We start from the raw sequence: 23,929 nt of genomic DNA on the forward strand, positions 1-23,929 counted from the left end.
GGCCCGCGACGACCCGTTCAGCGGGTCGAGCCTCTACGCCTGCCGCTGCGGGCAGGTCCGCCCCGCTCCGTGACGTGACCCTGCTGGGCATCAGACGGCGCTCCGTGCTGCACTCTCCCAGCACCTGCTGAGGGAGGACACCACCATGCGCATCTCGGTCATCGGCTGTGGCTACCTCGGCGCGGTGCACGCGGCGTCGATGGCCGAGCTGGGCCACGAGGTCGTCGGCATCGACGTCGACGAGCCCAAGGTCGCCACGCTCGCCCGCGCCCGTGCGCCGTTCTACGAGCCCGGTTTCGAGGAACTGCTGGCCCGCACCCTGGCCACCGGGCGGCTGCGGTTCTCCACCGACGTCGCGGACGCGGCCGGCGCCCAGGTGCACTTCGTGTGCGTGGGCACCCCGCAGAAGCGCGGCGAGTACGCCGCCGACCTGCGCTACGTGCAGGCCGCGGTGGAGTCCCTGCTCGGCGTGCTGTCCCCGGGGGAGCTGGTGGTCGGCAAGTCCACCGTGCCGGTCGGGACGGCGGCCCGCCTGGCCGAGCTGGTCGCCGACAAGGTGCCCGGCGCGCTGCTGGTGTGGAACCCGGAGTTCCTGCGCGAGGGCTTCGCCGTCGCCGACACCCTGCACCCCGACCGGCTGGTCTACGGCCTGCCCGCCGGCCCCGACGGGGAGACCGCGCAGCGGGTGCTGGACGAGGTGTACGCCGACATCGTCGCCCGCGGCACCCCGCAGGTGGTCACCGACTACGCCACCGCGGAGATGGTGAAGACCGCGGCCAACAGCTTCCTGGCCACCAAGATCTCCTTCATCAACGCCATGGCCGAGCTGTGCGAGGCCACCGGCGCCGACGTCAAGCAGCTGGCCGACGCGATCGGCTTCGACGACCGGATCGGCCGCAAGTTCCTCAACGCCGGGCTGGGCTTCGGCGGCGGGTGCCTGCCCAAGGACATCCGCGCGTTCATGGCCCGCGCCGGGGAGCTGGGGGCCGACCAGGCGCTGACGTTCCTGCGCGAGGTGGACAACATCAACATGCGCCGCCGGATCCGCATGGTGGAGCTGGCCCGCGAGGTGTGCGACGGCTCCCTGCTCGGCAAGCGCATCGCGGTGCTGGGGGCGGCGTTCAAGCCCGACTCCGACGACATCCGGGACTCCCCGGCGCTCAACGTGGCCGCCCAGCTGCAGCTGCAGGGCGCCGTGGTCTGCGTGACCGACCCCGCCGCGGTCGACAACTCGCGGCGGCAGTGGCCGCAGCTGGACTACGCCGACACCCCCGAGCAGGCCGCCGACCGGGCCGACGCCGTGCTGGTGCTCACCGAGTGGCGCCAGTACCGCGACCTGGACCCGGTCGCCTTCGGCCGCGTCGTGTCCCAGAAGCGGGTGCTCGACGGCCGCAACGCCCTGGACCGCGAGGCCTGGACCGCCGCCGGCTGGACCTACCGGGCCCTCGGCCGCCGCGCCGGCTGACCCCGGCCGACCCGCCGGACGGGCCGGTCAGCGCCGGGCGGCGGCGAGGTCGGGGGTGCGCTCGGCGGGCAGGACGTGCCCGGCGCGGGCGTCGGCGAGGTGGACGCCCCGTCCCAGGAGGACGGCGAGCCCGAAGGCCACGACCAGCCACAGGACCAGCCCACCGACCATCCACGCCACCATGCGTGCGACATCGGCAGCCGTCGCGCCGACCCTGACCCGTGGACGCCGGACGACACCCCGACCGTCCCCGGCGTCGCACCGGTCCCGGCTGCCCCACGAGGGGACCGGGACCGGACGCGCCCTGTCCGTCCCCCGCGCCCGGCGTCCGGGTGGCACAGTCGTCGAGAGGGGGAGGAGGGTCCCCGCCGGACCGGCGGGAGACGACGAGGACGCACGACCAGGGGGACGTCCATGGCCGCGACGGTGCTCCAGGACGGCGGCCGGCCCGGCCGGCCGCCCTTCTCCGCGCGCGGGCGCATCGTGGGCTGGATGCTCGGCCTGCTCGGGCTGGCCCTGCTCGGCTCGGTGCTCGTCGCCTGGGAGGCCCTCGGTGTCCGAGCCGACCGGGTCGCCCAGCAGGAGGTCGAGCACGAGGTCGCCAAGTTCGCCGCCTTCACCTCCTCCGACGTCGCCGGGGACTACACCCAGGTCGACCGGTTGCTCGACCGCTACCTCGACGACACGCTGCCCAACGGCTACGAGGCCTACTTCAGCGTCGTCGACGGCCGCTTCGACGAGCGCAACCTGGGCGCACCGGTCCGGCTGGACGAGGACCCCGCCTTCGCCGCCCGCGTCCGCGAGGTCACCGACGGCACGGTCGTCGGGTCGACCGGGAGTGCCGCCGGCGAGGTCCACTACGCCGTCGTCCCGGTGCGCGTGGACGGCGACCCGCGCCCCGCGCAGCTCGTCCTCGTGGCCTTCCGGGACGCCATCAACGCCCCCTTCGACCGGGCGGTGCAGGTCTTCGCCCTCGTCTCCGGCGTCGCGCTGGTCCTCGCCGCCCTGGCCAGCTGGCTGGTGGCCGGGCGGGTGCTGGCGCCCATCCGGCTGGTCCGGCGGACGGCGGAGACCATCACCGCCGGCGACCTGCGCCAGCGCATCCGGGTGTCCGGCCGCGACGACGTCGCCGCCCTCGCCGCCACCTTCAACCGGATGCTGGACCGGCTGGAGCACTCCTTCGCCGCCCAGCGCCGCTTCCTGGACGACGCCGGTCACGAGCTGCGCACCCCGCTGACGGTGCTCCGCGGCCACCTGGAGGTCCCCGACGACGACCCGGCCCGCCAGGCGCACACCCGCGCGCTGCTGCTCGACGAGGTGCGGCGGATGCAGCGGATCGTCGACGACCTGCTCGTCCTCGCCAAGACCGAGACGCCCGACTTCCTCATCCCCGCCCCGGTGGACCTCGCCGACCTCACCATCGACGTGCTGGAGAAGGCCCGGCCGCTGGGCGTGCGGCGGTGGGCCGTGGACTCGGTGGCCGACGCCGTCGTGGAGGCCGACGGCCAGCGGCTCACCCAGGCGCTGGTGCAGCTGATCTCCAACGCGGTGGAGCACACCACCGACGGCGACCGGATCGGCGTCGGCTCGCGGGTCGACGCCGACGCCGTCCGGCTGTGGGTCGCCGACACCGGGCCCGGGGTCCCGCCGGAGGACCGCGCGCGGATCTTCGAGCGCTTCGTGCGGGCCGACCGGGGCGTCCGCCGCGAGGGCGCCGGCCTGGGCCTGGCCATCGTGCGCTCCATCGCCCGCGCCCACGGCGGGGAGGTGACGGTGGGCTCCGCCCCCAGCGGCGGGGCGCTGTTCGTGCTGCACCTGCCGCTGTCCCTGCTGCGGCGGTGCGGGGCCGAGGACCCCGAGGACCTCACCGAGGTCGACGGCGCCATCCTGCTGCCGCGCCCGGCCGCGGTCGGGTCGCCGCCGGGTGGGCCGGGGTGAGCTGCATCCTGATCGCCGAGGACGAGGTGCGCATCGCGTCCTTCGTCGACCACGGGCTGCGCAGCTCCGGCTTCGCCACCCGGGTGGTGCACACCGGCACCGAGGCCCACGCCCAGGCCCGCACCGGCCGGTACGACCTGATGGTCCTCGACATCGGGCTGCCCGACGTCGACGGCCTGACCGTGCTGCGGCGGCTGCGCGAGGCCCAGGTCGGCCTCCCGGTGATCGTGCTGACCGCCCGCGACAGCGTCACCGACCGGGTCGCGGGCCTGCGCGGCGGCGCCGACGACTACCTCGGCAAGCCCTTCGCCTTCGAGGAGCTGCTCGCCCGGGTGCACCTGCGGCTGCGCCCGGACCGCCCCGACCAGCCGCTCGAGCCGAGCGTGCTGCAGGTGGGCGACGCCGTCCTGGACCTGGGCACCCGCCGGGTCACCCTGGACGGCCGGGAGATCGCCCTCAGCGCCCGCGAGTTCGCCCTGGCCCAGACCTTCTGGCGCCACCCCGACCAGGTGCTGTCCAAGGGGCAGCTGCTGTCGTCGGTGTGGGGCCTGGACCTGGACCCGGACTCCAACGTGGTGGAGGTCTACGTCCGCTACCTGCGCCGCAAGATCGGCGCCGACCGCATCGAGACGGTGCGGGGCCTGGGCTACCGGCTGCGCGCCGGCGCACCGGAGGACGGCGCCGCCGCCGGCCGCTGACCCGCGCTTCGTGAGAGTCCTCTCATCCGTCCCTCATGCGCCGCTCATCACCGGAGGGCACAGTCGGGTACGAGGACGGCGCAAGAGGTGTCACCTGCCCGTCCGGCCACCGGTGCCGATCACGCCGACCAGGACCACGACAGGACCGGGACGACGACGATGACGACGACCAGTGAGCGCAGGGGCGGGACCACCGCCGTCCTCGCCGACCGTCCCGCCGCCTGCACGGCACGCCGCCCCACCACTGGACCGGAGGCGACGCCGTCGCCGGTCACGAGGAGTCCCATGGCCGTCGTCCACCCCACCGAGGAGCGCACGCGGGCGCAGCAGGCCCGCGCCGAGCGGGACCGGCGCCTGCTGGAGGGGTGCCGGCGCGGCGACTCCCGGGCGTGGGCGGACCTGCTCGCCGACTACGAGCGGCTGGTGTTCTCCATCCCGCTGCGCCACGGGCTCTCCCGGGAGGACGCCGCCGACGTCGTGCAGCTGACCTTCACCGAGCTGCTGCAGGGCCTCGACGCGCTGCGCGACGACGAGCGGCTGGTCGGCTGGCTGGCCACCGTCGCCCGCCGGCAGAGCTGGCGGCTGCTGGAGCGGCGGCGCCGGGAGACCGCGGTGGAGGAGCTCCCGGAGGTGGCCGAGCCCGACCCCGCGGAGACCTGGACCCGCGACGAGTGGCTCTACGACGGCCTGCTCTCCCTGGACGAGCGGTGCCGGGAGCTGATCACCGCGCTGTACCTGAGCACGGAGTCCCCAGCCTACGCCGACGTGGCCCGCCGGCTGGGCCGGCCCATCGGCAGCATCGGGCCCACCCGCGCCCGCTGCCTGCAGCGGCTGCGTGCCGCCCTGGGGGACTGACCGGGGAACTCCGGGTGGACCGCCGGTGACCAGACGTATCAGGAGGGCGCGCAGGCCGCACGTACCTGTCGACGGGTGGCGAGCGAGCGGGGAGGTGCCAGGTGGCGATGGGGTTCCGCGACGTCGTGGACTGGGTCGACGGCGGGCTGGACGACCAGCGGGCCGCGCGCGTCGCGGCCGCGGTGGCGGCCGACCCGGAGCTGCAGGCGGCGGCCGCCTGGTACCGCAGCTTCCGGGCGGCCTCGGCGCGGATGACCCTGGAGAGCCCCCCGCAGCAGGTGCACGACGCGCTGCTGCACCGCTTCGCCGCGCTGCACCCGCCGGCACCCGGCTTCCTGGAGCGCGTGCGCGCGGTGATCTCCTTCGACAGCGCCACCGCCCAGCTCGCCCTCGGGGTCCGCGCCGCCGACACCGGGGTCGGCCGGCACGTGGTGGTCGAGTCCGCGACCGTCGACGTCGCGCTGGACCTCTACCCGGAGGACCGGGACGTGCGCGTCGAGGGCCAGCTGCTGCCGGCCGACCCGGAGGCACCCGCCCGCGGCACCGTGCGCCTGCTCCGCGACGGCGCCGAGCTGGCCGCCGCCGACGCCGACGACACCGGCCGGTTCGCGCTGCCCCCCGTGCCCGCCGGTGCCGCGCTGCTGGTCGCCGAGGTGGCCGGGACGGCGATCGAGGTCGACGTCTCCCTCGTGACGTGACCGCGCCGGACGGGGAGGTGACGGTGCGTGGATGACGAGGAGGTGACGGGCTTGCTCGAGGAGGCCGAGGCCCTGGTGCACCAGGACCCCGCGGCGGCGCGGGCGCTCGCCCTCGACGCGTCCGGTCGCACCTCCTCGGCGGCGCTGCTGGCCCGGGCCGACTACCTCACCGCCCAGGTGCACGCCATCGAGGGCGACCTGCAGACCGCGCTGCACCTGGTGGCGCGCGCGCGGGACACCTACCGGCTCGCCGGCGCGGACCTCGACGCGTTGCGCACCGAGCTGGGCATGATGCACGTGCTCAACGAGCAGGGCCGGCACGACGACGCGATCGCCCGCGGCGTGGCCGTGCTGGAGGTCCTGGACCTGCACCCCGAGGTGGCCGGGACGCCCGAGCAGGCCTGGGGCCTGCGCGGCAGCGTGCACGACAACATCTCCATCTGCCACACCTTCGCCGGCCGGCACCTGCAGGCCCTCGAGCAGAGCCGGGCGGCCGAGACGGCCTTCCGGCGGGCCGGCATGCCCGAGGAGCTGGCCGCCGTCCGGCAGAACAGCGGGGAGCAGCTGCTCGACCTCGGCCGGGTGCACGAGGCCATCGACGTCCTGCGGGAGGCGGCGCAGGACTTCCGGGAGACCGGTCAGGTCCTCCTCGAGGCCCGCTGCCTGGTCGACACCGCCCGCGCCAGCGCCCGGGTCGGCCGCTGGCGGGAGGCGCTCGAGGCCTTCGACGGCGCCCGCCGGCTGCTGGAGCGGCTGGACGTGCGCGCCGACCTCGACCAGCTGCTGCTCAGCTCGGCGGAGACCTGGCTGGGCCTGGGCCTGGACAGCGAGGCGCTGGTCGCCTACCGGGAGGCCGAGGCGTCCCTGCGCCGCTCGGGGCAGACCCCCTACCTCGCGCGGGTGCTCACCGGCGTCGGTGTCGCACTGGCCCGCGACGGCCGGCTCTCCGACGCGGAGGAGGCCCTCGCCGAGGCGGCCGCGCTGCACCGCGGCCGGGGCAACGTGCCGCTGCTGGCCGAGGTGCTGGTGGAGACCGCCGGCGTGCACGCCCGCCGCGGCGACCGGGAGCGGGCCACCGCACTGGTCGACGAGGCGGTCCGGTTGCTCAGCGGGCAGGAGTGGACCAGCCAGCTGGTCGGTGCCCACCTGCGCGGTGCCGACCTGGCCATGACCGCCCCGCACGACCTCGTGCGGGCGCGGCGCCACCTGCTGGCCGCCGCGCGGCTGGCCGAGCCGCTGGCCCTGCCACCGCTGCAGTACCAGGTCGACGCCGGGCTGGGCCGGCTGCTGCGGTTGCGGGGCGACGTGCTCGGGGCGCGGGCCGCGCTGCGCGCGGCGACCCGGGTCGTCGAGGACCTGCGCGCCACGCTGCCGACGGAGGCGATGCGGGTGTCGTTCCTGCGCGACGCCGCCGCGCCCTACGCCGACCTGGTCGCCCTGGAGATGGCGGCGGGTGACCCGGTGGCGGCGCTGGCGGCCGCCGAGCGCTCCAAGTCCCGCGCGCTGGTCGACCTGCTGGCCCGTGCGCACCGCCGCGGCGACGCCGGTGACCACCTCGACCGGGTCTCGGCGCTGCACGAGGAGCTGATGGCCACCTACACCGAGCTGCTGCACGAGGACCCCGAGCTGGCGCCGGACGCCCGCGCCCGGCGCCGTGCCGCGCTGCGCACGCGGGCCACGCAGACCGAGGCGGCGCTGCGCGCCGAGCGGCTGCGCGCACCGGTCACCGAGGCCGACCCGGTCGGCGCGACCGCCGACCCCCGGCAGCTGGCCGCCCGGCTGCCCGCGGACCTGGCGGTGGTCTGCTACCACGTGCTCGACGCGGGCCGGGTCGCGGCCTTCGTGGTCACCCGCGACGGCGTCACGGCGACCGAGGACGTCACCGACCTCGACCGGGTCCGCCCGCTGCTGCGCCAGCTCGACGCCCAGTGGCAGCGCACCCGCATCGGCGGCGCGTTCGGCAGCCGGCACACCGCGCGGCTGGCCGCCGGCGCGCGCCGGGTGCTCGCCGACCTGTACGAGGAGCTGGTCGCCCCGCTCGGCGAGCTGCCCGACGTCGCCCGGCTCGTCGTCGTGGCGCACGGCCCCCTGCACGAGGTGCCCTTCCACGCCCTGCACGACGGCGACGGCTGGCTGCTGGAGCGCCACGCCGTCACCGTGGCCCCCAGCCTCACCGTGCTGCTCGCCACCCTGGACCTGCCGCGCGCGCACGGGCCGGCCCTGGTGCTGGCCGTGCCCGACGCCGCGGCCACCCAGGTGACCGCCGAGGCCGAGCGGGTCGCCCGGGCGCTGCCCGGCGCCCGGCTGCGGGTGGGCGAGCAGGCCGGCGTCGGCACCCTCTGCGGCGAGGCACCCGGCAGCGCGGTGGTGCACGTCGCCTGCCACGGGCTGTTCCGTCCGGAGAACCCGGTGTTCTCCGCGCTCCGGCTGGCCGACGGCTGGCTCACCGCGGCGCAGCTGCTCGAGGTCGACCTCACCGGGTCGCTGGTGACCCTGTCGGCCTGCGAGACCGGCCGCACCCGCGCCGAGGGCGCCGGTGACGAGGTGGTCGGCCTGGCCCGCGCCGCGCTCGGCGCCGGCGCCGCGGCGGTGATCGTGAGCCTCTGGCTGGTCAACGACGCGGCGGCCGCCGAGCTCATGGCCCGCGTCTACGAACTGCACAGCCACGGCGCACCCCCGGCTGAGGCGCTGCACCGCGCGCAGTGCGAGGCGGCACTGCGCGGCGACCACCCCTACTACTGGGCACCGTTCGTGCTCGTCGGCTCGCCATGACCCCCGGGCCGGACCCCCCGGCCCGTGACTGCTCCCCACACCCCTGGAGGTGACCCGCATGACCCGCTCATCCCTTCCCCGCCGGCACGCGGTGCGGACGCTGGCCGTCCTCACCGGCTCCCTGGTCCTCGCGCTCGGCGGGGTGACGCCCGCCGCGGCGGAGACCGAGGAGGCCGAGACCGCGACCGTGGCCGAGGAACCCGAGGCCGAGGAGGAGGCCGACGAGGAGGAGTCCGAGGAGTCCGAGGAGGAGGACGAGGACGCCGGGGACGGGGGTGCCGGTGGGGGCACCCCCGACGACGGCATCACCGCCGACCCGTCGGAGGACCCGGTCGACGGCGTCGACCAGATCGTGGTCGCCGTCCAACCCGGGACCGACGTGGCCGCCCTGGCCGCCGAGTACGGCCTCACCGTCGTCGACCAGCTGGCCGGCTCGCCGGACACCCACCTGCTGCAGGCCCCGCCGGGCACCGACGTGACCGCCCTGGCCGCCGAGCTGGCCGCGGACCCGCGCACCCGCTTCGCCGAGCCCAACTTCAACCTGGGCGCCCCCGAGGCCAACCCCACCTACCGGTGGCGCGGCGGCGACGGGAGCCCGGTGCCCGCCGGCTCGGACCCGGCCGCCTGGACCGGCCAGCAGGCCCTCACCCAGGTCGGCGCCGCCGCGGCACAGGCGGCCAGCACCGGTGCCGGCGTCACCGTGGCGGTGCTGGACACCGGCGTCGCGGCCGGTCACCCGTCGCTGGCCGGGGACGTCGCCGCGTCGGGCCCCGACCTGGTCGACGGCGACACCACCCCCGACGACGTGGGCAACGGCGTCGACGACGACGGCGACGGGCGGGTGGACGAGGCCACCGGGCACGGCACCCACGTCGCCGGCATCGTCCTGGCCGTCGCCCCCGACGCGCAGGTGCTGCCGGTGCGGGTGCTCGACAGCGACGGCATCGGCACGGCCTTCGGCCTGGCCGAGGGCGTGCGCGCCGCGCTGGACGCCGGCGCCGACGTGCTCAACATGAGCCTGGGCACCGCGGCGGAGTCCCAGCTGCTGGCCGAGGTGCTCGAGGAGGCCGACGAGGACGCCGTCGTCGTGGCCTCCGCGGGCAACAGCGGCACCCAGGCCCTGCAGTACCCGGCCGCCACCGGCGGGGTGGTGTCCGTCGCCTCCGTGGGCCCGCAGGACGCCCTGTCGGAGTTCAGCAACCGCGGGTGGGTCGACGTCGCCGCCCCCGGCGAGGACGTCGTCAGCACGTTCCCCGGCGGCGGCTTCGCGACCTGGGCGGGCACGTCGATGGCGACTCCGTTCGTGGCCGGTCAGGCGGCGCTGCTGGTGCCGCTGCTCGGCGAGGACCCGGCCGGGGCGGTCCCCGGCCTGATCACCTCCACCGCGGTCGCCGGTGACCCGCTGCTGGGTGCCGGCCGGGTGGACCTCGCGGCCAGCACCGCGGCGGCGGGCAGCGCCACCGGCTCGGACTGACCCCACGGCACCGGCGCCCCCCGGACCCGCCGCGGTCCGGGGGGCGCGGCTGTATCAGCGGCCTGACCCGGGCGCACGTGTGGGGCATGAGCACCCCTCCCCACACCGAGCCCGCCCTCGGGGACGACCTGCCGCCGTCCCGGCCCGGGGCCACCGCACGGCCCGGCGGTGCCCACCCCGCCCCCCGCATCCCGGCGGTGGGCCGGGTGCTGCTGGCGGTGGCCGCGCTGGCCCTGCTGATCGGGGCGGTCGCCCTCTCCCCGCGCACCGACGTGGCCCGCAGCCCGGAGGCGGTGATCGGCACCCAGGAGCTGGTGCGCATCACCGGCCCGAACGGCGAGTCGGTCGAGGCGATGGCCCGCATCGACACCGGCGCCAGCAGCTCCTCGATCGACGACGACATCGCCGAGGACCTCGGCTACGACCTCGACGACGCCGAGACCGTCACCGTCGCGTCCTCCCTCGGTGAGGAGGAGCGCCCGGTCGTGGTCGGCGGGCTGCAGCTGGCCGGCGACGCCGCGGCGGCCCGCTTCACCGTCACCGACCGCTCCGAGCGCACCACCCCGGTGCTCATCGGCCGCGCCGACCTGCGCGGGCTGCAGGTCGCCGTCGGCCAGCGGATGCTGACCACCCCGGGCGACGACACCGCGCCGACCGCGCTGCGCGCGCTGCTGTCGGAGGGGCCGGCCCTCGGCCCGCAGTCCCTGCTGGCGGTGCTGCCGATGGCCGCCCTGGTCATCGTGCTGCTGCGGGTGGTGGTCGGGCTGTCCACCCTCGGCACCTTCTCGCCGGTGCTGCTGGCCTTCGGCTACACCCAGGCCGGGCTGACGACCGGCCTGCTGCTCACCGGCCTCATGCTGACCCTCGGCTTCGCCGCACAGCCGCTGCTGCGCCGCTTCCGGCTGCCCCGGGTGGCGCGGCTGTCGGTCCTGATCGGCCTGGTGGCGATGCTGCTGGTGGGCGTGCAGACCGCACTCGGGCTCACCGGGGTCGCCGACTCCTGGGGTGCGGCGCTGCCCGTCGTGGTGACCGCGGCGATCATCGAGCGGCTCTGGGAGACCTGGGACCTCGACGGCCCCCGCCCCGCGCTGGTCGACTGCCTGAACACCCTGGTGGTGGCCGTCCTGGTCACCCTGCTCATTCTCGCGCCGGTCACCCGGCTGCTGACCGAGAGCGCCCCCCTGGCCTTCAGCGCCGCCTGCGTGGTCGCCGCCGGCCTGGCCGGCACCTACCGCGGGCTGCGCCTGGTGGAACTGATCCGCTTCTCCCCGCTGACCCGCCGCACGGAGGCCCTCCGATGACCACCACCCGCGTGACGCACCCCCTGACCAGGTACTGGCCGCGCCGCCCGGACCTCTCCCGGGTGCGCCGCCTGGACGGCGTGCTCGGCATCAACGCCCGCAACGAGCGCATCGCCCGCGACAACCCCACCCGGGCCATCAAGCTGGTCGACGACAAGCACGCCACCAAGACCGCACTGGCCGCCGCCGGCGCGCCGACCGCCCCGACGCTGGCGTTCGTGGAGTCCCGGCGCGACCTGGCCGCGGTGGACTGGGCGGCGCTGGGCGGCTCCTGGGCCCTCAAGCCCAACCAGGGCCTCGGCGGCTCGGGCATCGTCCTCGCCACGGCCCCCGACCCCGACCTGCCGGCCGGTGAGGGCTGGCTGTCGGCGTCCGGCCGGCGGATCAGCCGGGCCGCGGTCCTCGACCACGCCCGGTTCGTGCTGGACGGGGAGTTCTCCGGCCGGCCGCGGGACGCCGTCCTGGTCGAGCCGCTCATCCGGGCGCACCCCGACATGGCGGCGCTCTCCCACCGCGGCCTGCCCGACGTCCGGGTGCTGTGCCTGTCCGACGAGCCGGTGATGGCGATGGTGCGGCTGCCCACCTCGGCCAGCGGCGGACGCGCCAACCTGCACCAGGGGGCGATCGGTGCCGCCGTCGAGCTCGGCACCGGCGTCATCACCGGGGCGTGGGTGGGGCGGCGTCCGCTGGACCGGCACCCGGACACCGGCGTCGACCTCGTGGGCGCCGTCGTCCCCTGCTGGGACGGCGTCCTGGACGCCGCCACCCGGTGCGGCCCGGCGACCGGGCTGCACTACGTCGGCGCGGACGTGGTCGTCGACCGGGACGCCGGCCCACTGGTCCTGGAGGTGAACGCCCGCCCGGGCCTGCAGATCCAGAACGTCAACGGCCGGGGTCTGGCCGGCCTGCTGCCGGCCGCCTGACCCCAGCTCCCCCGGCGCACCGCCCGTGGCCCCCGTGGCCACGGGCGGTGCGTCGTCTCTCCGGGAGACGTCCCGGACCGGCGGTATCAGGACGGCACGCCGGCACCACGTGTAGGTCAGCGGGTGTCCACCCGCCGTTCACGTCCCGGCCACCCCCGGCCCACCGTCCCCAGGAGGCCCCCCGTGCAGCGACCCGCACGCCTCGCGCCCGTCCCCTCCGCGACCCGCGGCGGTACCCGGTGACCGCCGTCCTGCCGGCCGCCCCGGGGCGGGAGCGGCCCACCACCCCGCTGACGCTGGTGCCCCCGCCGGCCGGTCCGGACGCCGGCCCCGCGCGGCGGGTGGCCTTCTACTCCCACGACACCCAGGGCCTGGGGCACACCCGGCGCAACATCGTGCTGGCCGCGGCGCTGGTCGCCGCCCGGCCGGACACCGACGTGCTGCTGCTCACCGGCAACCCCGAGGCCGCCGTCCTGCCGCTGCCTCCGCGCACCGACGTGCTCACCCTGCCCACCGTCGGCAAGACGCCCACCGGCAGCTACGCGCCGCGGGTGCTCGGCACCCCGCTGGAGGTGGTGCTCGACCTGCGGGCCCGCATCCTGGAGGCGGCCCTGGGCTCCTTCGCCCCGGACCTGCTGGTCGTCGACAAGGTGCCCGGCGGCGTGCACGGCGAGCTGCTCCCGGCGCTGCGGACGCTGCGCGCCCTGGGCGGCACCCGGGTCGTGCTGGGCCTGCGCGAGGTGCTCGACCGGCCCGAGGTCGCCGTCCGGGAGTGGCGGGACGCCGGCACCACCGAGGTCCTCGCCGAGCACTACGACGAGGTCTGGGTCTACGGCGACCCGGCCGTCTACGACCCGGTCGCCGAGTACGGCCTGCCCCCGGAGGTCGCCGCGCTCGTCCGGTACACCGGGTACCTCGGCCACGCCCGCACCGACGGCGTCCGGCCCCGCACCCGCCCCGGGCGCCGGTCCCGCCCGCCGGCCGGCCCGTACGTGCTGTGCACCGTCGGCGGCGGCCAGGACGGGCAGGCCCTCGCCGAGGCGTTCGCCGCCGCCCGGCTGCCCGAGGGACACCGCGGTGTGCTGCTGACCGGGCCGTTCATGGCACCGGCGGCCCGCCGCGCGGTCGCCGCGGCCGCCGCCGGCAACGACCGGCTGCGGATCGTGGACTTCGTCCCGGACGCCGACGCCTTCGTCGCGGGGGCGGCTGCGGTGGTGTCCATGGCCGGCTACAACAGCGTCTGCGAGCTGCTCGCCGCCCGCGCCCGCACGCTGCTGGTCCCGCGGGTGCGCCCCCGGGAGGAGCAGCTGGTCCGCGCCGAGCGGCTGGCCGGGCGCGGGCTGCTGGACTGCCTGCACCCCGACCGGCTCAGCCCGGCGTCCCTGACCGACTGGATGGCCACCGCGGTCAGCACCCCGGCACCCCCGGCCGAGCCGGTCGACCTCGACGGCCTGCGGCGGGTCCCGCGGCTGGCCGACGCGCTGCTCGCCGCCCCCGCGGCCGCCCTCGGGGGAGCCCGCCGTGTCGCCTGAGACGGCGCCGCGGGTGGGTTACGTACTCAAGGTCCACCCCCGGTTCTCGGAGACCTTCGTGCTCACCGAGCTGCTCGCCCACCAGGTCCGCGGCCTGCACGTGCACGTGTTCTCCCTGCGCGCCCCCTGCGAGGGCCGCTTCCACGAGGCGCTGGCCCGGCTGCGCACCCCGGTCACCTACCTGACCAGCTCCTGGTCGCGCACCGAGGAGTTCTGGGACGCGCTGCGCGCGGCCCGCGACCGGCTGCCGGGCCTGGCCGCGCACGCCGGCGAGCTGCTGGACGTCGACCACCGCGACGCCGCGCAGGCCGTCGAGCTGGCCCTGGCCGTGCGCGCCTCCGGGATCACCCACCTGCACGCGCACTTCGCCTCGGTCGCCACGACGGTGGCCCGGCTGGCCGCGCGACTGGCCGGGGTGACCTACTCGTTCACCGCGCACGCCAAGGACGTCTTCCACGAGGAGGTGGTGGACGCCGAGCTGCGCGCCAAGCTGGCCGACGCCGCCGACGTCGTCACCGTGAGCGACTTCAACGTCGCGCACCTGCGCCGCCGGTTCGGCCCGGCCGCGGCCCGCGTGCGGCGGGTCTACAACGGCCTGGACCTCCCCGCCTTCCCCTGGACCCCGCCCACCGACCGGCCGCCGGTGGTCGCCGCGGTCGGCCGGCTGGTGGAGAAGAAGGGCTTCGCCGACCTGCTGCACGCCGTCGCCCGGCTCCAGGACACCGGCCGGGACCTCTCCGTCGTCCTGGTCGGCACCGGGCAGCTGGCCGGGGAGCTGGCCGCGCTGGTGCGCCGGCTGGGGCTGGAGGGCGCGGTCACGATGCCAGGGGCGCTGACGCAGGACGAGGTGCGGCGGGTGGTGGGGGGCGCCGCGGTGCTGGCCGCCCCCTGCGTCGTCGGCGCCGACGGCAACCGGGACGGGCTGCCCACCGTCGTCCTGGAGGCGATGGCGCTGGGCACGCCGGTCGTGGCCACCCCGGTCACCGGCATCCCCGAGGTGGTCGAGCACGGCCGCACCGGGCTGCTGGTGCCCGAGCGCGACCCCGCGGCCCTGGCCGGCGCGCTGGCCCGGCTGCTGGACGACGCCGCGCTGCGCACCCGGCTGGCCACCGCCGCGCGGGCCCGCGTGGAGACCGACTTCGACGCCGCGGTGCAGGCCGCCCGGGTGGCCGAGGGCTTCGCCCCGGCGACCCGGCCCCGCCCGGCGGTGCTGGAGGTGGCGGGCTGATGCGCGTCGCGGTGGTCTGCACCGACCCGGGCATCCCGGTGTTCGGGAGCAAGGGCGCCTCGGTGCACCTGCAGGCGGTGCTGCGCGAGCTGGTCGCCGACGGCCACGAGGTGCACGTGGTCAGCCCGCGGCGGGACGGCGTCCCGCTGCCCGGCGTGCACCTGCACCGGCTGCCGGCGGTCACCGGCCGGGGCGGTGAGCGGGAGCGGTCCGCCCGGGCCAGCGACGCCGCGGTGGCCGCGGTGCTCGACCGGGTGCGCCCGGAGCTGGTCTACGAGCGGTACTCGCTGTGGGGGCGCACCGGCACGGCCTGGGCGCGGGCCGCGGGGGTGCCCGCCCTGCTGGAGGTCAACGCGCCGCTGCCCGAGGAGCAGCGGCTGCACCGCTCGCTCACCGACCCCGCCGCCGCCGACGCGGTCGCCGCGGCGGCGCTGTCCGCGGCGAGCGCGGTGGTCTGCGTGAGCGACGCGGTCGCCGACTGGGCGCGCGCGGTGTCCGCCCGGCCCGACCGGGTGCACGTCGAGCCCAACGGCGTGGACGTCGACCGCGTGCGGCCGGCCGGCCGCCCGGTGACCCCGGCGGCCGGCACCTCCTTCACCGTCGGCTTCGTCGGGTCGCTCAAGCCCTGGCACGGCGTGGAGACCCTCGTCGACGCGGTCGCGGCCCTGGCGGCCACCGACCCCGGCTGGCGACTGCTGCTGGTCGGCGACGGGCCGATGGCCGGGCCGCTGCTGGACCGCGCCGCCGCGCTCGGCGTGTCGTCGGCGGTGGAGGCGACCGGGGCGCTGCCGCCGGCGGAGGTGCCCGCCCAGCTGCACCGGATGGACGTCGCCGCCGCGCCCTACCCGCCCGCGGAACCCTGCTACTTCTCCCCGCTCAAGGTCTTCGAGTACCTGGCCGCCGGGCTGCCGGTGGTGGCCAGCCGGGTCGGTCAGCTGCCCGCGCTGCTGGCCCCGGACCGGCCCGGCGGCGAGCCGCTGGGCGTGCTGGTCCCGCCCGGGGACGTGCCGGCACTGGCCGGGGCGCTGGCCGCGCTGCGCGCCGACGTCGCGCGACGGGAGCGGCTGGGCCGCGCCGGGCGCCGGGCCGCCGAGCAGCGGCACACCTGGCGCGGCGTCGTGCGGCGGTCACTGGCACACGCGCTGGGCGCCGCGCCGGACCGCCGGCTGCAACCGGCCGGGGGACCGCGGTGAGCGCGCCGCTGCCGGAGCGCTCCCGCCGCCCCGGGGCGCGGGACGCCGTCCGCGGGCTGCGCCGCACGCTGCGCCGCTTCGCCCCCCACCTGCGCAGCCAGCGCCGGCTGCTGCTGCTCGGCCTGCTCGCCCTCTTCCTCGAGGTGGCGATGCGGCTGCTGGAGCCGTGGCCGCTGGCCTGGGTGCTCGACTCGCTGGTGGCGGCCGCGGGCGGAGACGTCGACCGGGCGTGGACCGGGGACGTCGGCACCGTGCTGCTGCTCGCCTCGGCCGCCCTCGTCGCCGCCGTGGCGCTGCGCGCGCTGGCCGCCTACGCGATGACCGTCTGCTTCTCCCTCGCCGGCAACCGGGTGCTCACCCGGGTGCGCGCCGAGCTGTACGCGCACCTGACCCGGCTGCCCATGACCTTCCACGACGGCAGCCGCACCGGTGACCTGGTCACCCGGGTGACCGGCGACGTCGGCCGGCTGCAGGAGGCCACGGTCACCGCCGCCCTGCCGCTGTTCGGCAACCTGGTCACCCTGCTCGGCATGCTGGTGGTGGTCGCCGTCCTCAACGCCGAGCTGGCCCTCGTCGTGCTGCTGGTCTTCCCGCTGTCCGCCCTCCTGGGCGTCCGGCTGACCCGCCGCATCCACGGCGTCTCGCGCCGCCAGCGCGCCTCGGAGGGTGCGCTGGCCTCGCTGGCCACGGAGTCCCTCGGCGCGATGGCCGTGGTGCAGAGCTACTCGCTGGAGGAGCGCGTGCAGCGGCGCTTCGGCGGCAGCAACGAGACCAGCCTGCGCGAGGGCGTCCGCGCGCGGCGGCTGGCGGCCGGTCTGGAGCGCAGCACCGACGTCCTCATCGGCCTGGCCACCGGGGTCGTCCTCTACGTGGGCGCCCGCCAGGTGGTGGCCGGCGACCTCACGCCCGGCGAGCTGACCGTGTTCCTGACCTACCTCAGGAGCGCGTTCCGGCCGCTGCGCGACATCGCCAAGTACGCCGGGCGGATCTCCCGCGCGGCCGCCTCCGGGGAGCGGATCGTCGACGTCCTGGAGGTGGAACCGGAGCTGCGCGACGCCCCCGGCGCGCGGCCGGCCCCCCGGCTGCGCGGCGAGGTGGAGTTCGACGACGTGCACCTGTCCTACGTGCCGGGGCACCCGGTGCTGCGCGGCCTGTCGCTGCGGGTGCCGGCCGGCCGGCGGGTCGCCGTGGTCGGCCCGTCCGGGTCGGGCAAGTCCACCCTGGTCTCGCTGCTGTGCCGGCTGCGCGACCCGGACTCCGGGACGGTGCGCCTCGACGGGCACCCGGTGGGCGAGCTGACCGTGGCCTCGGTGCGCGCCCAGGTCGCGGTGGTGCTGCAGGAGAGCACGCTGTTCGCCACCTCGATCCGGGACAACATCGCCCTCGGCGTCGACGGTCCGGTCACCGACGACGAGGTCGAGGCCGCCGCCCGCACAGCCGGCGCGCACGAGTTCGTCACCCGGCTGCCCGACGGCTACGACACCGTCGTCGGGGAGCGGGGCTCGACCCTGTCCGGCGGCCAGCGGCAGCGCATCGCCATCGCCCGGGCGGCCATCCGGCGGGCGCCGATCGTCGTGCTCGACGAGGCGATGACCGGCCTGGACCCGGAGACCGAGGGCGAGGTGGCCGCCGCCCTGGCCCGGCTCACCGCGGGCCGCACCACGTTCGTCGTCACCCACGACCTGGCCGCCGCCCGCGACGCCGACCAGGTGGTCTGGCTGGCCGACGGGCGGGTGCAGCGCGCCGGACACCCCGACGAGGTGCTCCCCTCCCCGCGGGAGGGGGTGGCCGCCGGTGCGCACCGCTGACCGCGACCTCGCCGCGCGCGACCCCGCGCTGCCCGCCCTGCCGGTGCTGCTCGACGACGCCCTGCTGGGCGAGTGGCTGGCCGGCCACGGCCTGGGCCGCGCCCGCCGGCGCTACCTGCGCTACAAGCCGGGCACCAGCTGCCTGCTGCGGCTGGACCTGGAGGTCGGGGACCCGGAGCGCGGGGGGACGACGGTGCCCGCCGTGCTCGCCACCCGCGCCGCCGACGGCGCCGGCAAGCTCGCCCGCACCCGGCAGGAGGCGCCGCCGGGGTCGGTCCTGGCCGCCGACGACGACGCCCGGTTGTTGCTCACCACCCCCGCCGCCGACCGCGTGCTGCCCGCCGTCGCCGCGCTGTCCGGCGACCGGCCGGGGGCCGCACTCGCCGGGCTGCTCCCGGGCGAGGACCTCGGCGCGGCCACCGTGCGGGTGCTGCGCTACAAGCCGGCCCGCCGCTGGGTGGCCCTGCTCGGCCGGCCGGACGCCGACCCGCTGCTGCTGCGCGCGCACGCCCCCGCGGTCGCCGCGGCCGCGGCGGCCCGGCTGCGGGCGTTCGGCACCGCCCGGGTGCGCACGCCCGCGCTGGTGGCCGAGGACCCGGTGCTCGGCCTGGTGGTCACCGAGTGGCTGCCCGGCCGGACGCTGGCCGACCTGCCGCCGGCGGACCACCCGGCGGCGCTGCGCCGCACCGGCGGGGCGCTGGCCACGCTGCACCAGCACGCGGCGCCGGGCCTGCCGCGGCGCGGACCGCACGAGACCGGCTCGGCCGTCCGGGCCGCCGCCGGGCTGGTCGCCCACCTGCTGCCGCACGAGGCCGAGCGCGCCGCCGCGCTGGCCCGGGCCGCCACCGACCGGTTGCGCCCGGAGGTGCCCGGGCGGGTGTGCCACGGCGACTTCTCCGCCGACCAGGTGGTGCTGGGGCCGCACGGTGTGGCCCTGGTGGACCTGGACGAGGTGGGCTGCGACGACCCCGCCGTCGACCTCGCCGGGTTCCTCGCCGCCGCGACCGCCGAGCGCCGGCTGGGCCCCGCGGACGCCTGGTCCTTCCTCGACGGCTACCGCACCCTGCGTCCGCTGCCCGACCCCCGCCGGCTGGCCGCGGCCACGGCGGCCGCGCTGCTGCGCCGGGCCGCCGAGCCCTTCCGGCTGGCCGAGCCGGACTGGGCCGCCCGGGTCGTCGCGGTGCTGGACGCGGCGGAGCGGGAGCTCCGGTGACCGGCGCGGACACCCGGTCGGCCGCCGCCCTGGCCGCCGTCGAGGACGACGTCGCCGCGGCCGGCGGCCGGCTGCTCGTGGCCTGGCCGCGCGGCACCGACCACCTGCTGGTCGAGGTCGGCACCGACGCCGGCGCGGTGGCCGGGCAGTGGTGGGCCGACCGCGGCCGGGCCCGCGCGGTCGGGGCGGGCACGCCGGGCAGCCGTCGGCACGGCCGGCTGCTGCTGCAGCCCGGTGGCGCCGACCGGCGGCTGCCGGGCCTGCGGCAGCTGCTCACCGCACCGGGCGCCACGCTGGTCGCGCACCGGCCCGAGCGGCGGGCCGTCCTCCGCTGCGGGGACGGCAGCTACGTCAAGGTCGTGCGGCCGGACCGGCTGCCCGCGGTGCTCGCGGCCGCCCGGGCGGCCGCGCGGCTCCCCGTCCGGACCGCGCCGCTGCTGTCCGCCGATCCGCCGGGCGGCCTGCTGCGCACGGCCGCGCTGCCCGGCCGGCCGCTGCACGACCTGCTCGGCACCGGCGCCGCGGTGGGCGCCTGCCGGGAGCTGGGGGCCGCGCTGGCCGCGGTGCACGCCGCACCGCCCCCCGCCGGCCTCCCGGTGCACGACGGCGCCGCCGAGGCCGCGGTGCTGCGGCGCTGGACCGGGCTGGCCCGCACCTGGACCGGGGCCGGCGGTGGGGACGAGCTGGCCGGCGTCCTCGCGGAGCTGACCGGCGGACCGGCCGGGCCGCTCGTGGCCGTGCACCGGGACCTGCACGACCGGCAGGCGCTCGTGGCCGCCGACGGGTCGCTGGGCCTGCTGGACTTCGACCTGCTCGCACTCGGGGAGCCGGCGCTGGACCTGGCCAACCTGCTGGCCCACCTGGAGCTGCGCCGCCGCCAGGGCCTGCTGGCCGACGCGGGGCCGCTGCGCGCCGCCGTCCTGGACGGCTACCGCCCCGACCGCCGGGTGCTCGACCGGCTGGCCGTGCACGAGGCGGCCACCCGGCTGCGGCTGGCCGCGGTCTACGCCTTCCGACCGGGCCGGCCGGTCAGCTGAGTCCGGTATCACCCGCCCGCTCGGCCTGCACGTCTCTGGTGACCCGGGACCACCCGGGGATCCGGACGACAGTGGAGGTCAGCATGCGGAAGTCCCTGTTCGCGCTCGCCAGCACCGGCGCGTTCGTGCTCACCGGCCTGGCGGCGAGCCCGGCCCTGGCCGCCGACGACGTGCGGTGCACCGGCACGATCGGCGCCATCGAGGTCAAGAGCGTCCTGGTGCCCGAGGACGCCAGCTGCACCCTGGCGGGCACCCGGGTCCTGGGTGACGTGCGGGTGCTGGAGGACGCCGACCTGGACGCCCAGGGCATCGACGTGCGCGCCAGCGTGCAGGCCCAGCGCGCATCGTCGGTCGACATCGCCGGCTCGGCGGTCCGCAGCCTCGTGCAGTTCCAGGAGGGTGGCTCCTTCACGCTGACCGACTCCACGGTCGGCGCGGACGTGCAGGTGACCAAGAGCGACGGCGCGGTGTCGATCACCGGCAACACGATCGGCAACAGCCTGGACGCCTCGGAGAACACCGGCGGGGTCGAGGTCAGCGCGAACACCATCCGGGTGAACCTCACCGGCCAGGACAACGACCCGGCGCCCGTCGGCGGCGGCAACACCGTCGGCGGCGACGACGAGAAGCAGTTCGAGGGCTTCGCGGTCTGACGGCCCCCGCGGGTCCCGGTCCGGCGACGGGCCGGGGCCCGCGGTCCCCGCCGTTCTCCCCGGTGTGCCGGCGCCAGCTGACCCGTCCGGGGGAGGAGGGCGGCTCCCGGGTCAGGTCCGGCGGTGGACCTGCCGATGACGGGCACGTGTGGATCTGGGTCGTCGGGGGACTGGTCCTCTGGGTGCTGCTCGCCTTCACCGTGGCCGTCGTCGTCGGCCGCGGCATCCGGATCGCCGACCTGCGCGCGGTCGGTCCGCTGACCGACGCCGTCCCCGCGGTCCCGGCCGTGCGGCTGCGCGCGCCGCGTCGCCGCGTCCCGCTCCCGCCGGTCGGCATCGCCCTGGCGGCGACCGCCGTCCTGCTCGAGACCACCGGCTACGTCGTCCGGCTCACCGGCACCAGCGGCCCGCTGTCCCGGACGCTGTCCATGGACGCCCCCTGGTCGGCACCCCGGACCTTCGTCGCCGCGCTGTTCGCCGTGGCCGCCGTGGCCGCGGTCGCCGGCGCGGCGCGCACCCCCGGCCGCCGCGGCTGGTGGCTCGCCGTCGGGCTGGTCTGTGCGGGTGTCGCCGTCGTCAAGGCCGGCGGGACCCTGCACGTCGAGGCCGGGGCGGCGCTGTCCGCCGGGCTGGGCCGCGGGGGTGCGCTCGCCGTGAGCGTCGCGCTGGCCGCCGCCGTGCTCGCCGTGCTCGGCTACGTCACGCGGGACGAGCGCCGCGACCGCCGGCGGGTGCTCTCCTGCCTGGCCGGCTACGCCGTGGCCTCGGTGGGCCTGTCGGCGGTCTCGGCCGCGGTGTCCGCGCCGTGGGTGGCCACGGCGACCTACCTCGAGGAGTCGGGGGAGGCGCTGGCCGGCGTCGCGGTCCTCATGGCCGTCCTGGTCGGTGTCGCCCCGCGTCTGGTGCTGCCCGCCTCCTGGGTGCTCCGCCGCGAGGAGGACCGGCAGGCCGCGGAGGTCGCCGCCGTCCGCCGGACCGTCTGAGCCCCCTCGGGTCGCCGGCCCTCAGCCGCCGCCGCGCAGGGGCGCGGCGCAGCACCCGTCGCACGCGTGGGTGGTGCACGCGCCGCCGAGCGCCTGGAGGTGGACGACGTCGTCCGGGTCGGGGTGCCCGACGCCGTGCGGGCACAGCCGGTCGGAGTAGCCGTAGTACGCGCGCCAGACGCGCGGCCAGGTCCGCATGTGGTGGTCGCTCGGGTGGTGGCGGGAACACCCCCGCCCGGCGCAGTCGGCCGGGTCGTGCGGGGCGGCGAGACTCACGGGTGAGGGCAGTCCGGCTGCCGTGACGGGCGTCGACTCACGGGGGATCACCGTCGGGGAGGTCGTGTCGGGGAGCGTGGACCGGACGCCTGCGACCTCCCGGTGACCGGGCTGTGGGGCTCCTGTGCCCCGGGGCCACGGACGCCGGTGTGCGCCGGTGGCCGCCGTCCCGGCCGTCAGGACCGGGCCGAGGACCTCCGGCGGGAGAGCAGGTGGGCGACGAGGAGCACCAGGGCGACCCCGACGACGACCAGGATAGTGGTGCGCGCCGACCACGGCCCCGCCTCGGCGGCCGCCTCGTCCTGCGCGGCCACCAGCTCCCCGAGCCGCTCGGCCAGGGCGACCACCGCGCCGGACCGGTCACCGGCCGCCAGCCGGGGCTCGACCTCGGCGGTCACGACCCGTTCCAGGTCGACCTCCGACAGGGGGAAGTCCTCGTCGACCCAGTAGCCGTACTCGAACGTGGCGTCGCCCACGGCCACGGCCAGCAGCAGGTCGTCGCCGTCCATCCCGGACAGCCGGGCGGAGTCCCGGGCCCACGCGCCGGGGTCGGCGTTGTCGAAGGAGGACACGAAGACCGCGGACAGCACCAGGCCGTCCTCCGCGGCCAGGTCCGCCACGGCGCGCTCGGCGGCCGCCGACGTGCCCACGCCCAGGGCACCGGCCCGGTCGTCCAGCTGCTCGCCCACCTCCACGGGGGGCTCGGCGGACGCCGTCCCGGCACTCGACAGCACGAGGGCCAGGGCGCCGAGGACGATGACGGACCTGCGCACGACACACCTCCGACGGAACGGGGACGGGCTCGCCCCGGGTCCGGGGACTGTACGCACGGACGGGCCGGCGGAGGGGGTGCTCGACCCCATCGGGCGACCCCACACCGGTGTTCGGCCGGGGCGGCCCGCCCGGTTCACCGGGGTCCCGTCAGGGCGTGCGGGCCCAGGTGTGCGGGGCGGCGACCACCGGCGGCGCGTGCCCGGCGGCGGCCACGGCGGCGCCCAGGGCGGGGTCGGACCAGTCGACCAGGTGCAGGGGGCCGAACCGGCCGCGCCGGCGGCCGTCCTCCGCCGCCCGGTCCGCGGCAGGGTCCAGCGCCACCTGGGACAGGCCGTCCAGGGTGAGCGCGCCGACCTTCACCAGGCACTCCTTGCGCACCCAGGAGCGGAGGAGGGCCGCCGACGGGTCGGCCGCCGCCCGGACCTCCGCGGCCTCGGCAGCGGTGAGCGCGGCGGCCAGGAGGGCGGGGTCCGGGGGCCCGGGGCGCGCCTCCTCGACGTCCACGCCGACCGGACGGCTGTCCGCGCCGGCCACCACGGCGCCCCGGGTGTGCGCGAGGCTGACGTGCAGGTCGGGCAGGCCGGCGATCGAGGGCCGGCCGTGCTCGGGCGACCCGCACTCCGCGCACCGCTGCACCAGCTCCAGCGCCGCCACCGGCAGGCCGGCGCGCACCGCGGCGCAGTGGCGGACCAGCAGGTGCGCGGCGACGTGGGCGTCCCGGTCGGCCGGGGAGCGCAGCGCCTCGGCACGCCGGCGCTCCGCGGAGGTCAGGAGGTGCCGGCCACCGGCGCGCAGCACGTCCGCGGGCCGGGCGAGCAGCACCAGGGGGGCGTCCTCAGGTGATCTGCGTTGCACCGACCACCTCCTGGGCGCCACTGTGCGGGTTGAACCCATCACCAGAAGTGACGGCCGCCGCCTGCACTCGGTCAACACCCGGCAGCGTTCCGTCGACCATTCTCGGGTCGCTCGCCGCCTTTCTCACTTTCCGCCTCCGTGTCGTCATCGAGGGTGAGGAATCCGGTGTCGTGGCCCGCTCCGGCTCCCCGGACGGGCGCGCACCGGTGCCCGGGCAGCACTTTGCACGCCCGGGAACCGCCCCCCTAATGTG

The 23,929-nt window shown here is 77.6% G+C and carries 22 protein-coding genes; 17 read left to right on the forward strand and 5 right to left on the reverse strand.

Features of this window, described 5'->3' with window-relative positions:
- The first annotated feature begins 145 nt into the window (after positions 1–145).
- A complete protein-coding gene (locus RTG05_RS01775) occupies positions 146–1,465 on the forward strand; it encodes a UDP-glucose dehydrogenase family protein (RefSeq protein WP_166527198.1) in 1,320 nt (439 codons plus the stop codon).
- 27 nt (positions 1,466–1,492) lie between these two features.
- Here RTG05_RS01775 and RTG05_RS01780 read toward each other — a convergent pair whose 3' ends face one another.
- Positions 1,493–1,636: a hypothetical protein gene (locus RTG05_RS01780; RefSeq protein ID WP_166527199.1), complete on the reverse strand. Its 144-nt coding sequence runs from the start codon at positions 1,634–1,636 to the stop codon at positions 1,493–1,495.
- 243 nt (positions 1,637–1,879) lie between these two features.
- Here RTG05_RS01780 and RTG05_RS01785 point away from each other — a divergent pair, with 243 nt between their 5' ends.
- Positions 1,880–3,403: a sensor histidine kinase gene (locus tag RTG05_RS01785; protein ID WP_166527200.1), complete on the forward strand. Its 1,524-nt coding sequence runs from the start codon at positions 1,880–1,882 to the stop codon at positions 3,401–3,403.
- A complete protein-coding gene (locus tag RTG05_RS01790) occupies positions 3,400–4,101 on the forward strand; it encodes a response regulator transcription factor (protein ID WP_166527201.1) in 702 nt (233 codons plus the stop codon). The genes RTG05_RS01785 and RTG05_RS01790 overlap by 4 nt, the downstream gene beginning before the upstream one ends.
- Positions 4,102–4,220: 119 nt before the next feature.
- On the opposite strand, the gene RTG05_RS01795 is transcribed toward RTG05_RS01790, so the two are convergent.
- Positions 4,221–4,388 carry a hypothetical protein gene (locus RTG05_RS01795; protein WP_166527202.1) on the reverse strand — a complete coding sequence of 56 codons (168 nt, stop codon included), beginning with the start codon at positions 4,386–4,388 and terminating at the stop codon, positions 4,221–4,223.
- On the opposite strand from RTG05_RS01795, the gene RTG05_RS01800 reads away from it, so the two are divergent.
- The 14 genes from RTG05_RS01800 to RTG05_RS01865 all read left to right on the forward strand — a co-directional run bounded on the left by RTG05_RS01800 (position 4,387) and on the right by RTG05_RS01865 (position 21,771).
- Complete coding sequence (locus RTG05_RS01800) at positions 4,387–4,956, forward strand: RNA polymerase sigma factor (protein ID WP_166527203.1); 570 nt, start codon at positions 4,387–4,389, stop codon at positions 4,954–4,956. The two genes, RTG05_RS01795 and RTG05_RS01800, sit on opposite strands and share 2 nt — an antisense overlap.
- Positions 4,957–5,057: 101 nt before the next feature.
- The gene (locus RTG05_RS01805) at positions 5,058–5,654 is read left to right on the forward strand and encodes a hypothetical protein (RefSeq protein ID WP_166527204.1); all 597 of its coding nucleotides are present in this window, start codon (positions 5,058–5,060) and stop codon (positions 5,652–5,654) included.
- 27 nt (positions 5,655–5,681) lie between these two features.
- Positions 5,682–8,426 (forward strand): CHAT domain-containing protein, encoded by a 2,745-nt coding sequence (locus tag RTG05_RS01810; protein WP_166527205.1) that lies wholly within the window; start codon positions 5,682–5,684, stop codon positions 8,424–8,426.
- A 58-nt stretch (positions 8,427–8,484) separates the two neighbouring features.
- Complete coding sequence (locus RTG05_RS01815) at positions 8,485–9,900, forward strand: S8 family serine peptidase (protein WP_166527206.1); 1,416 nt, start codon at positions 8,485–8,487, stop codon at positions 9,898–9,900.
- An 86-nt stretch (positions 9,901–9,986) separates the two neighbouring features.
- Positions 9,987–11,201 (forward strand): 7TM domain-containing protein, encoded by a 1,215-nt coding sequence (locus RTG05_RS01820; protein WP_166527207.1) that lies wholly within the window; start codon positions 9,987–9,989, stop codon positions 11,199–11,201.
- Entirely contained in the window at positions 11,198–12,124 is a 927-nt protein-coding gene (locus RTG05_RS01825; protein WP_166527208.1) for a sugar-transfer associated ATP-grasp domain-containing protein, read from the forward strand. Before RTG05_RS01820 ends, RTG05_RS01825 begins: the two co-directional genes overlap by 4 nt.
- A gap of 239 nt (positions 12,125–12,363) precedes the next feature.
- Positions 12,364–13,656, forward strand: coding sequence for a glycosyltransferase family protein (locus RTG05_RS01830; RefSeq protein WP_166527209.1), 1,293 nt, complete (start codon positions 12,364–12,366; stop codon positions 13,654–13,656).
- Positions 13,646–14,884, forward strand: coding sequence for a glycosyltransferase family 4 protein (locus RTG05_RS01835; protein WP_166527210.1), 1,239 nt, complete (start codon positions 13,646–13,648; stop codon positions 14,882–14,884). Before RTG05_RS01830 ends, RTG05_RS01835 begins: the two co-directional genes overlap by 11 nt.
- Positions 14,884–16,077, forward strand: coding sequence for a glycosyltransferase family 4 protein (locus RTG05_RS01840; protein WP_166527211.1), 1,194 nt, complete (start codon positions 14,884–14,886; stop codon positions 16,075–16,077). Before RTG05_RS01835 ends, RTG05_RS01840 begins: the two co-directional genes overlap by 1 nt.
- Entirely contained in the window at positions 16,074–17,885 is a 1,812-nt protein-coding gene (locus RTG05_RS01845; RefSeq protein ID WP_315912232.1) for an ABC transporter ATP-binding protein, read from the forward strand. The genes RTG05_RS01840 and RTG05_RS01845 overlap by 4 nt, the downstream gene beginning before the upstream one ends.
- The gene (locus RTG05_RS01850) at positions 17,872–19,098 is read left to right on the forward strand and encodes a phosphotransferase (RefSeq protein ID WP_166527213.1); all 1,227 of its coding nucleotides are present in this window, start codon (positions 17,872–17,874) and stop codon (positions 19,096–19,098) included. Before RTG05_RS01845 ends, RTG05_RS01850 begins: the two co-directional genes overlap by 14 nt.
- Complete coding sequence (locus tag RTG05_RS01855) at positions 19,095–20,135, forward strand: phosphotransferase (RefSeq protein WP_166527214.1); 1,041 nt, start codon at positions 19,095–19,097, stop codon at positions 20,133–20,135. The genes RTG05_RS01850 and RTG05_RS01855 overlap by 4 nt, the downstream gene beginning before the upstream one ends.
- A gap of 83 nt (positions 20,136–20,218) precedes the next feature.
- Entirely contained in the window at positions 20,219–20,788 is a 570-nt protein-coding gene (locus RTG05_RS01860) for a hypothetical protein (RefSeq protein WP_166527215.1), read from the forward strand.
- 146 nt (positions 20,789–20,934) lie between these two features.
- A complete protein-coding gene (locus RTG05_RS01865; RefSeq protein WP_166527216.1) occupies positions 20,935–21,771 on the forward strand; it encodes a hypothetical protein in 837 nt (278 codons plus the stop codon).
- Between the two features lie 21 nt (positions 21,772–21,792).
- Here RTG05_RS01865 and RTG05_RS01870 read toward each other — a convergent pair whose 3' ends face one another.
- From RTG05_RS01870 to RTG05_RS01880, 3 genes are all read right to left on the reverse strand, one after another.
- The gene (locus RTG05_RS01870) at positions 21,793–21,969 is read right to left on the reverse strand and encodes a hypothetical protein (protein WP_166527217.1); all 177 of its coding nucleotides are present in this window, start codon (positions 21,967–21,969) and stop codon (positions 21,793–21,795) included.
- 254 nt (positions 21,970–22,223) lie between these two features.
- The gene (locus tag RTG05_RS01875; RefSeq protein ID WP_166527218.1) at positions 22,224–22,820 is read right to left on the reverse strand and encodes a TPM domain-containing protein; all 597 of its coding nucleotides are present in this window, start codon (positions 22,818–22,820) and stop codon (positions 22,224–22,226) included.
- Positions 22,821–22,968: 148 nt separating this feature from the next.
- Complete coding sequence (locus RTG05_RS01880; protein ID WP_166527219.1) at positions 22,969–23,643, reverse strand: 4'-phosphopantetheinyl transferase family protein; 675 nt, start codon at positions 23,641–23,643, stop codon at positions 22,969–22,971.
- Positions 23,644–23,929 lie beyond the last annotated feature (286 nt).

It is taken from the genome of Geodermatophilus sp. DSM 44513 (assembly GCF_032460525.1).
GTDB lineage: Bacteria > Actinomycetota > Actinomycetes > Mycobacteriales > Geodermatophilaceae > Geodermatophilus.

Coding starts and splice junctions, on each gene's coding strand:
- RTG05_RS01860 (WP_166527215.1), top strand. CDS start 20,219: ATGCGGAAGTCCCTGTTCGCGCTCGCCAGCACCGGCGCGTTCGTGCTC.
- RTG05_RS01775 (WP_166527198.1), top strand. CDS start 146: ATGCGCATCTCGGTCATCGGCTGTGGCTACCTCGGCGCGGTGCACGCG.
- RTG05_RS01840 (WP_166527211.1), top strand. CDS start 14,884: ATGCGCGTCGCGGTGGTCTGCACCGACCCGGGCATCCCGGTGTTCGGG.
- RTG05_RS01795 (WP_166527202.1), bottom strand. CDS start 4,388: ATGGGACTCCTCGTGACCGGCGACGGCGTCGCCTCCGGTCCAGTGGTG.
- RTG05_RS01780 (WP_166527199.1), bottom strand. CDS start 1,636: ATGGTCGGTGGGCTGGTCCTGTGGCTGGTCGTGGCCTTCGGGCTCGCC.
- RTG05_RS01785 (WP_166527200.1), top strand. CDS start 1,880: ATGGCCGCGACGGTGCTCCAGGACGGCGGCCGGCCCGGCCGGCCGCCC.
- RTG05_RS01800 (WP_166527203.1), top strand. CDS start 4,387: ATGGCCGTCGTCCACCCCACCGAGGAGCGCACGCGGGCGCAGCAGGCC.
- RTG05_RS01825 (WP_166527208.1), top strand. CDS start 11,198: ATGACCACCACCCGCGTGACGCACCCCCTGACCAGGTACTGGCCGCGC.
- RTG05_RS01870 (WP_166527217.1), bottom strand. CDS start 21,969: ATGCGGACCTGGCCGCGCGTCTGGCGCGCGTACTACGGCTACTCCGAC.
- RTG05_RS01815 (WP_166527206.1), top strand. CDS start 8,485: ATGACCCGCTCATCCCTTCCCCGCCGGCACGCGGTGCGGACGCTGGCC.
- RTG05_RS01820 (WP_166527207.1), top strand. CDS start 9,987: ATGAGCACCCCTCCCCACACCGAGCCCGCCCTCGGGGACGACCTGCCG.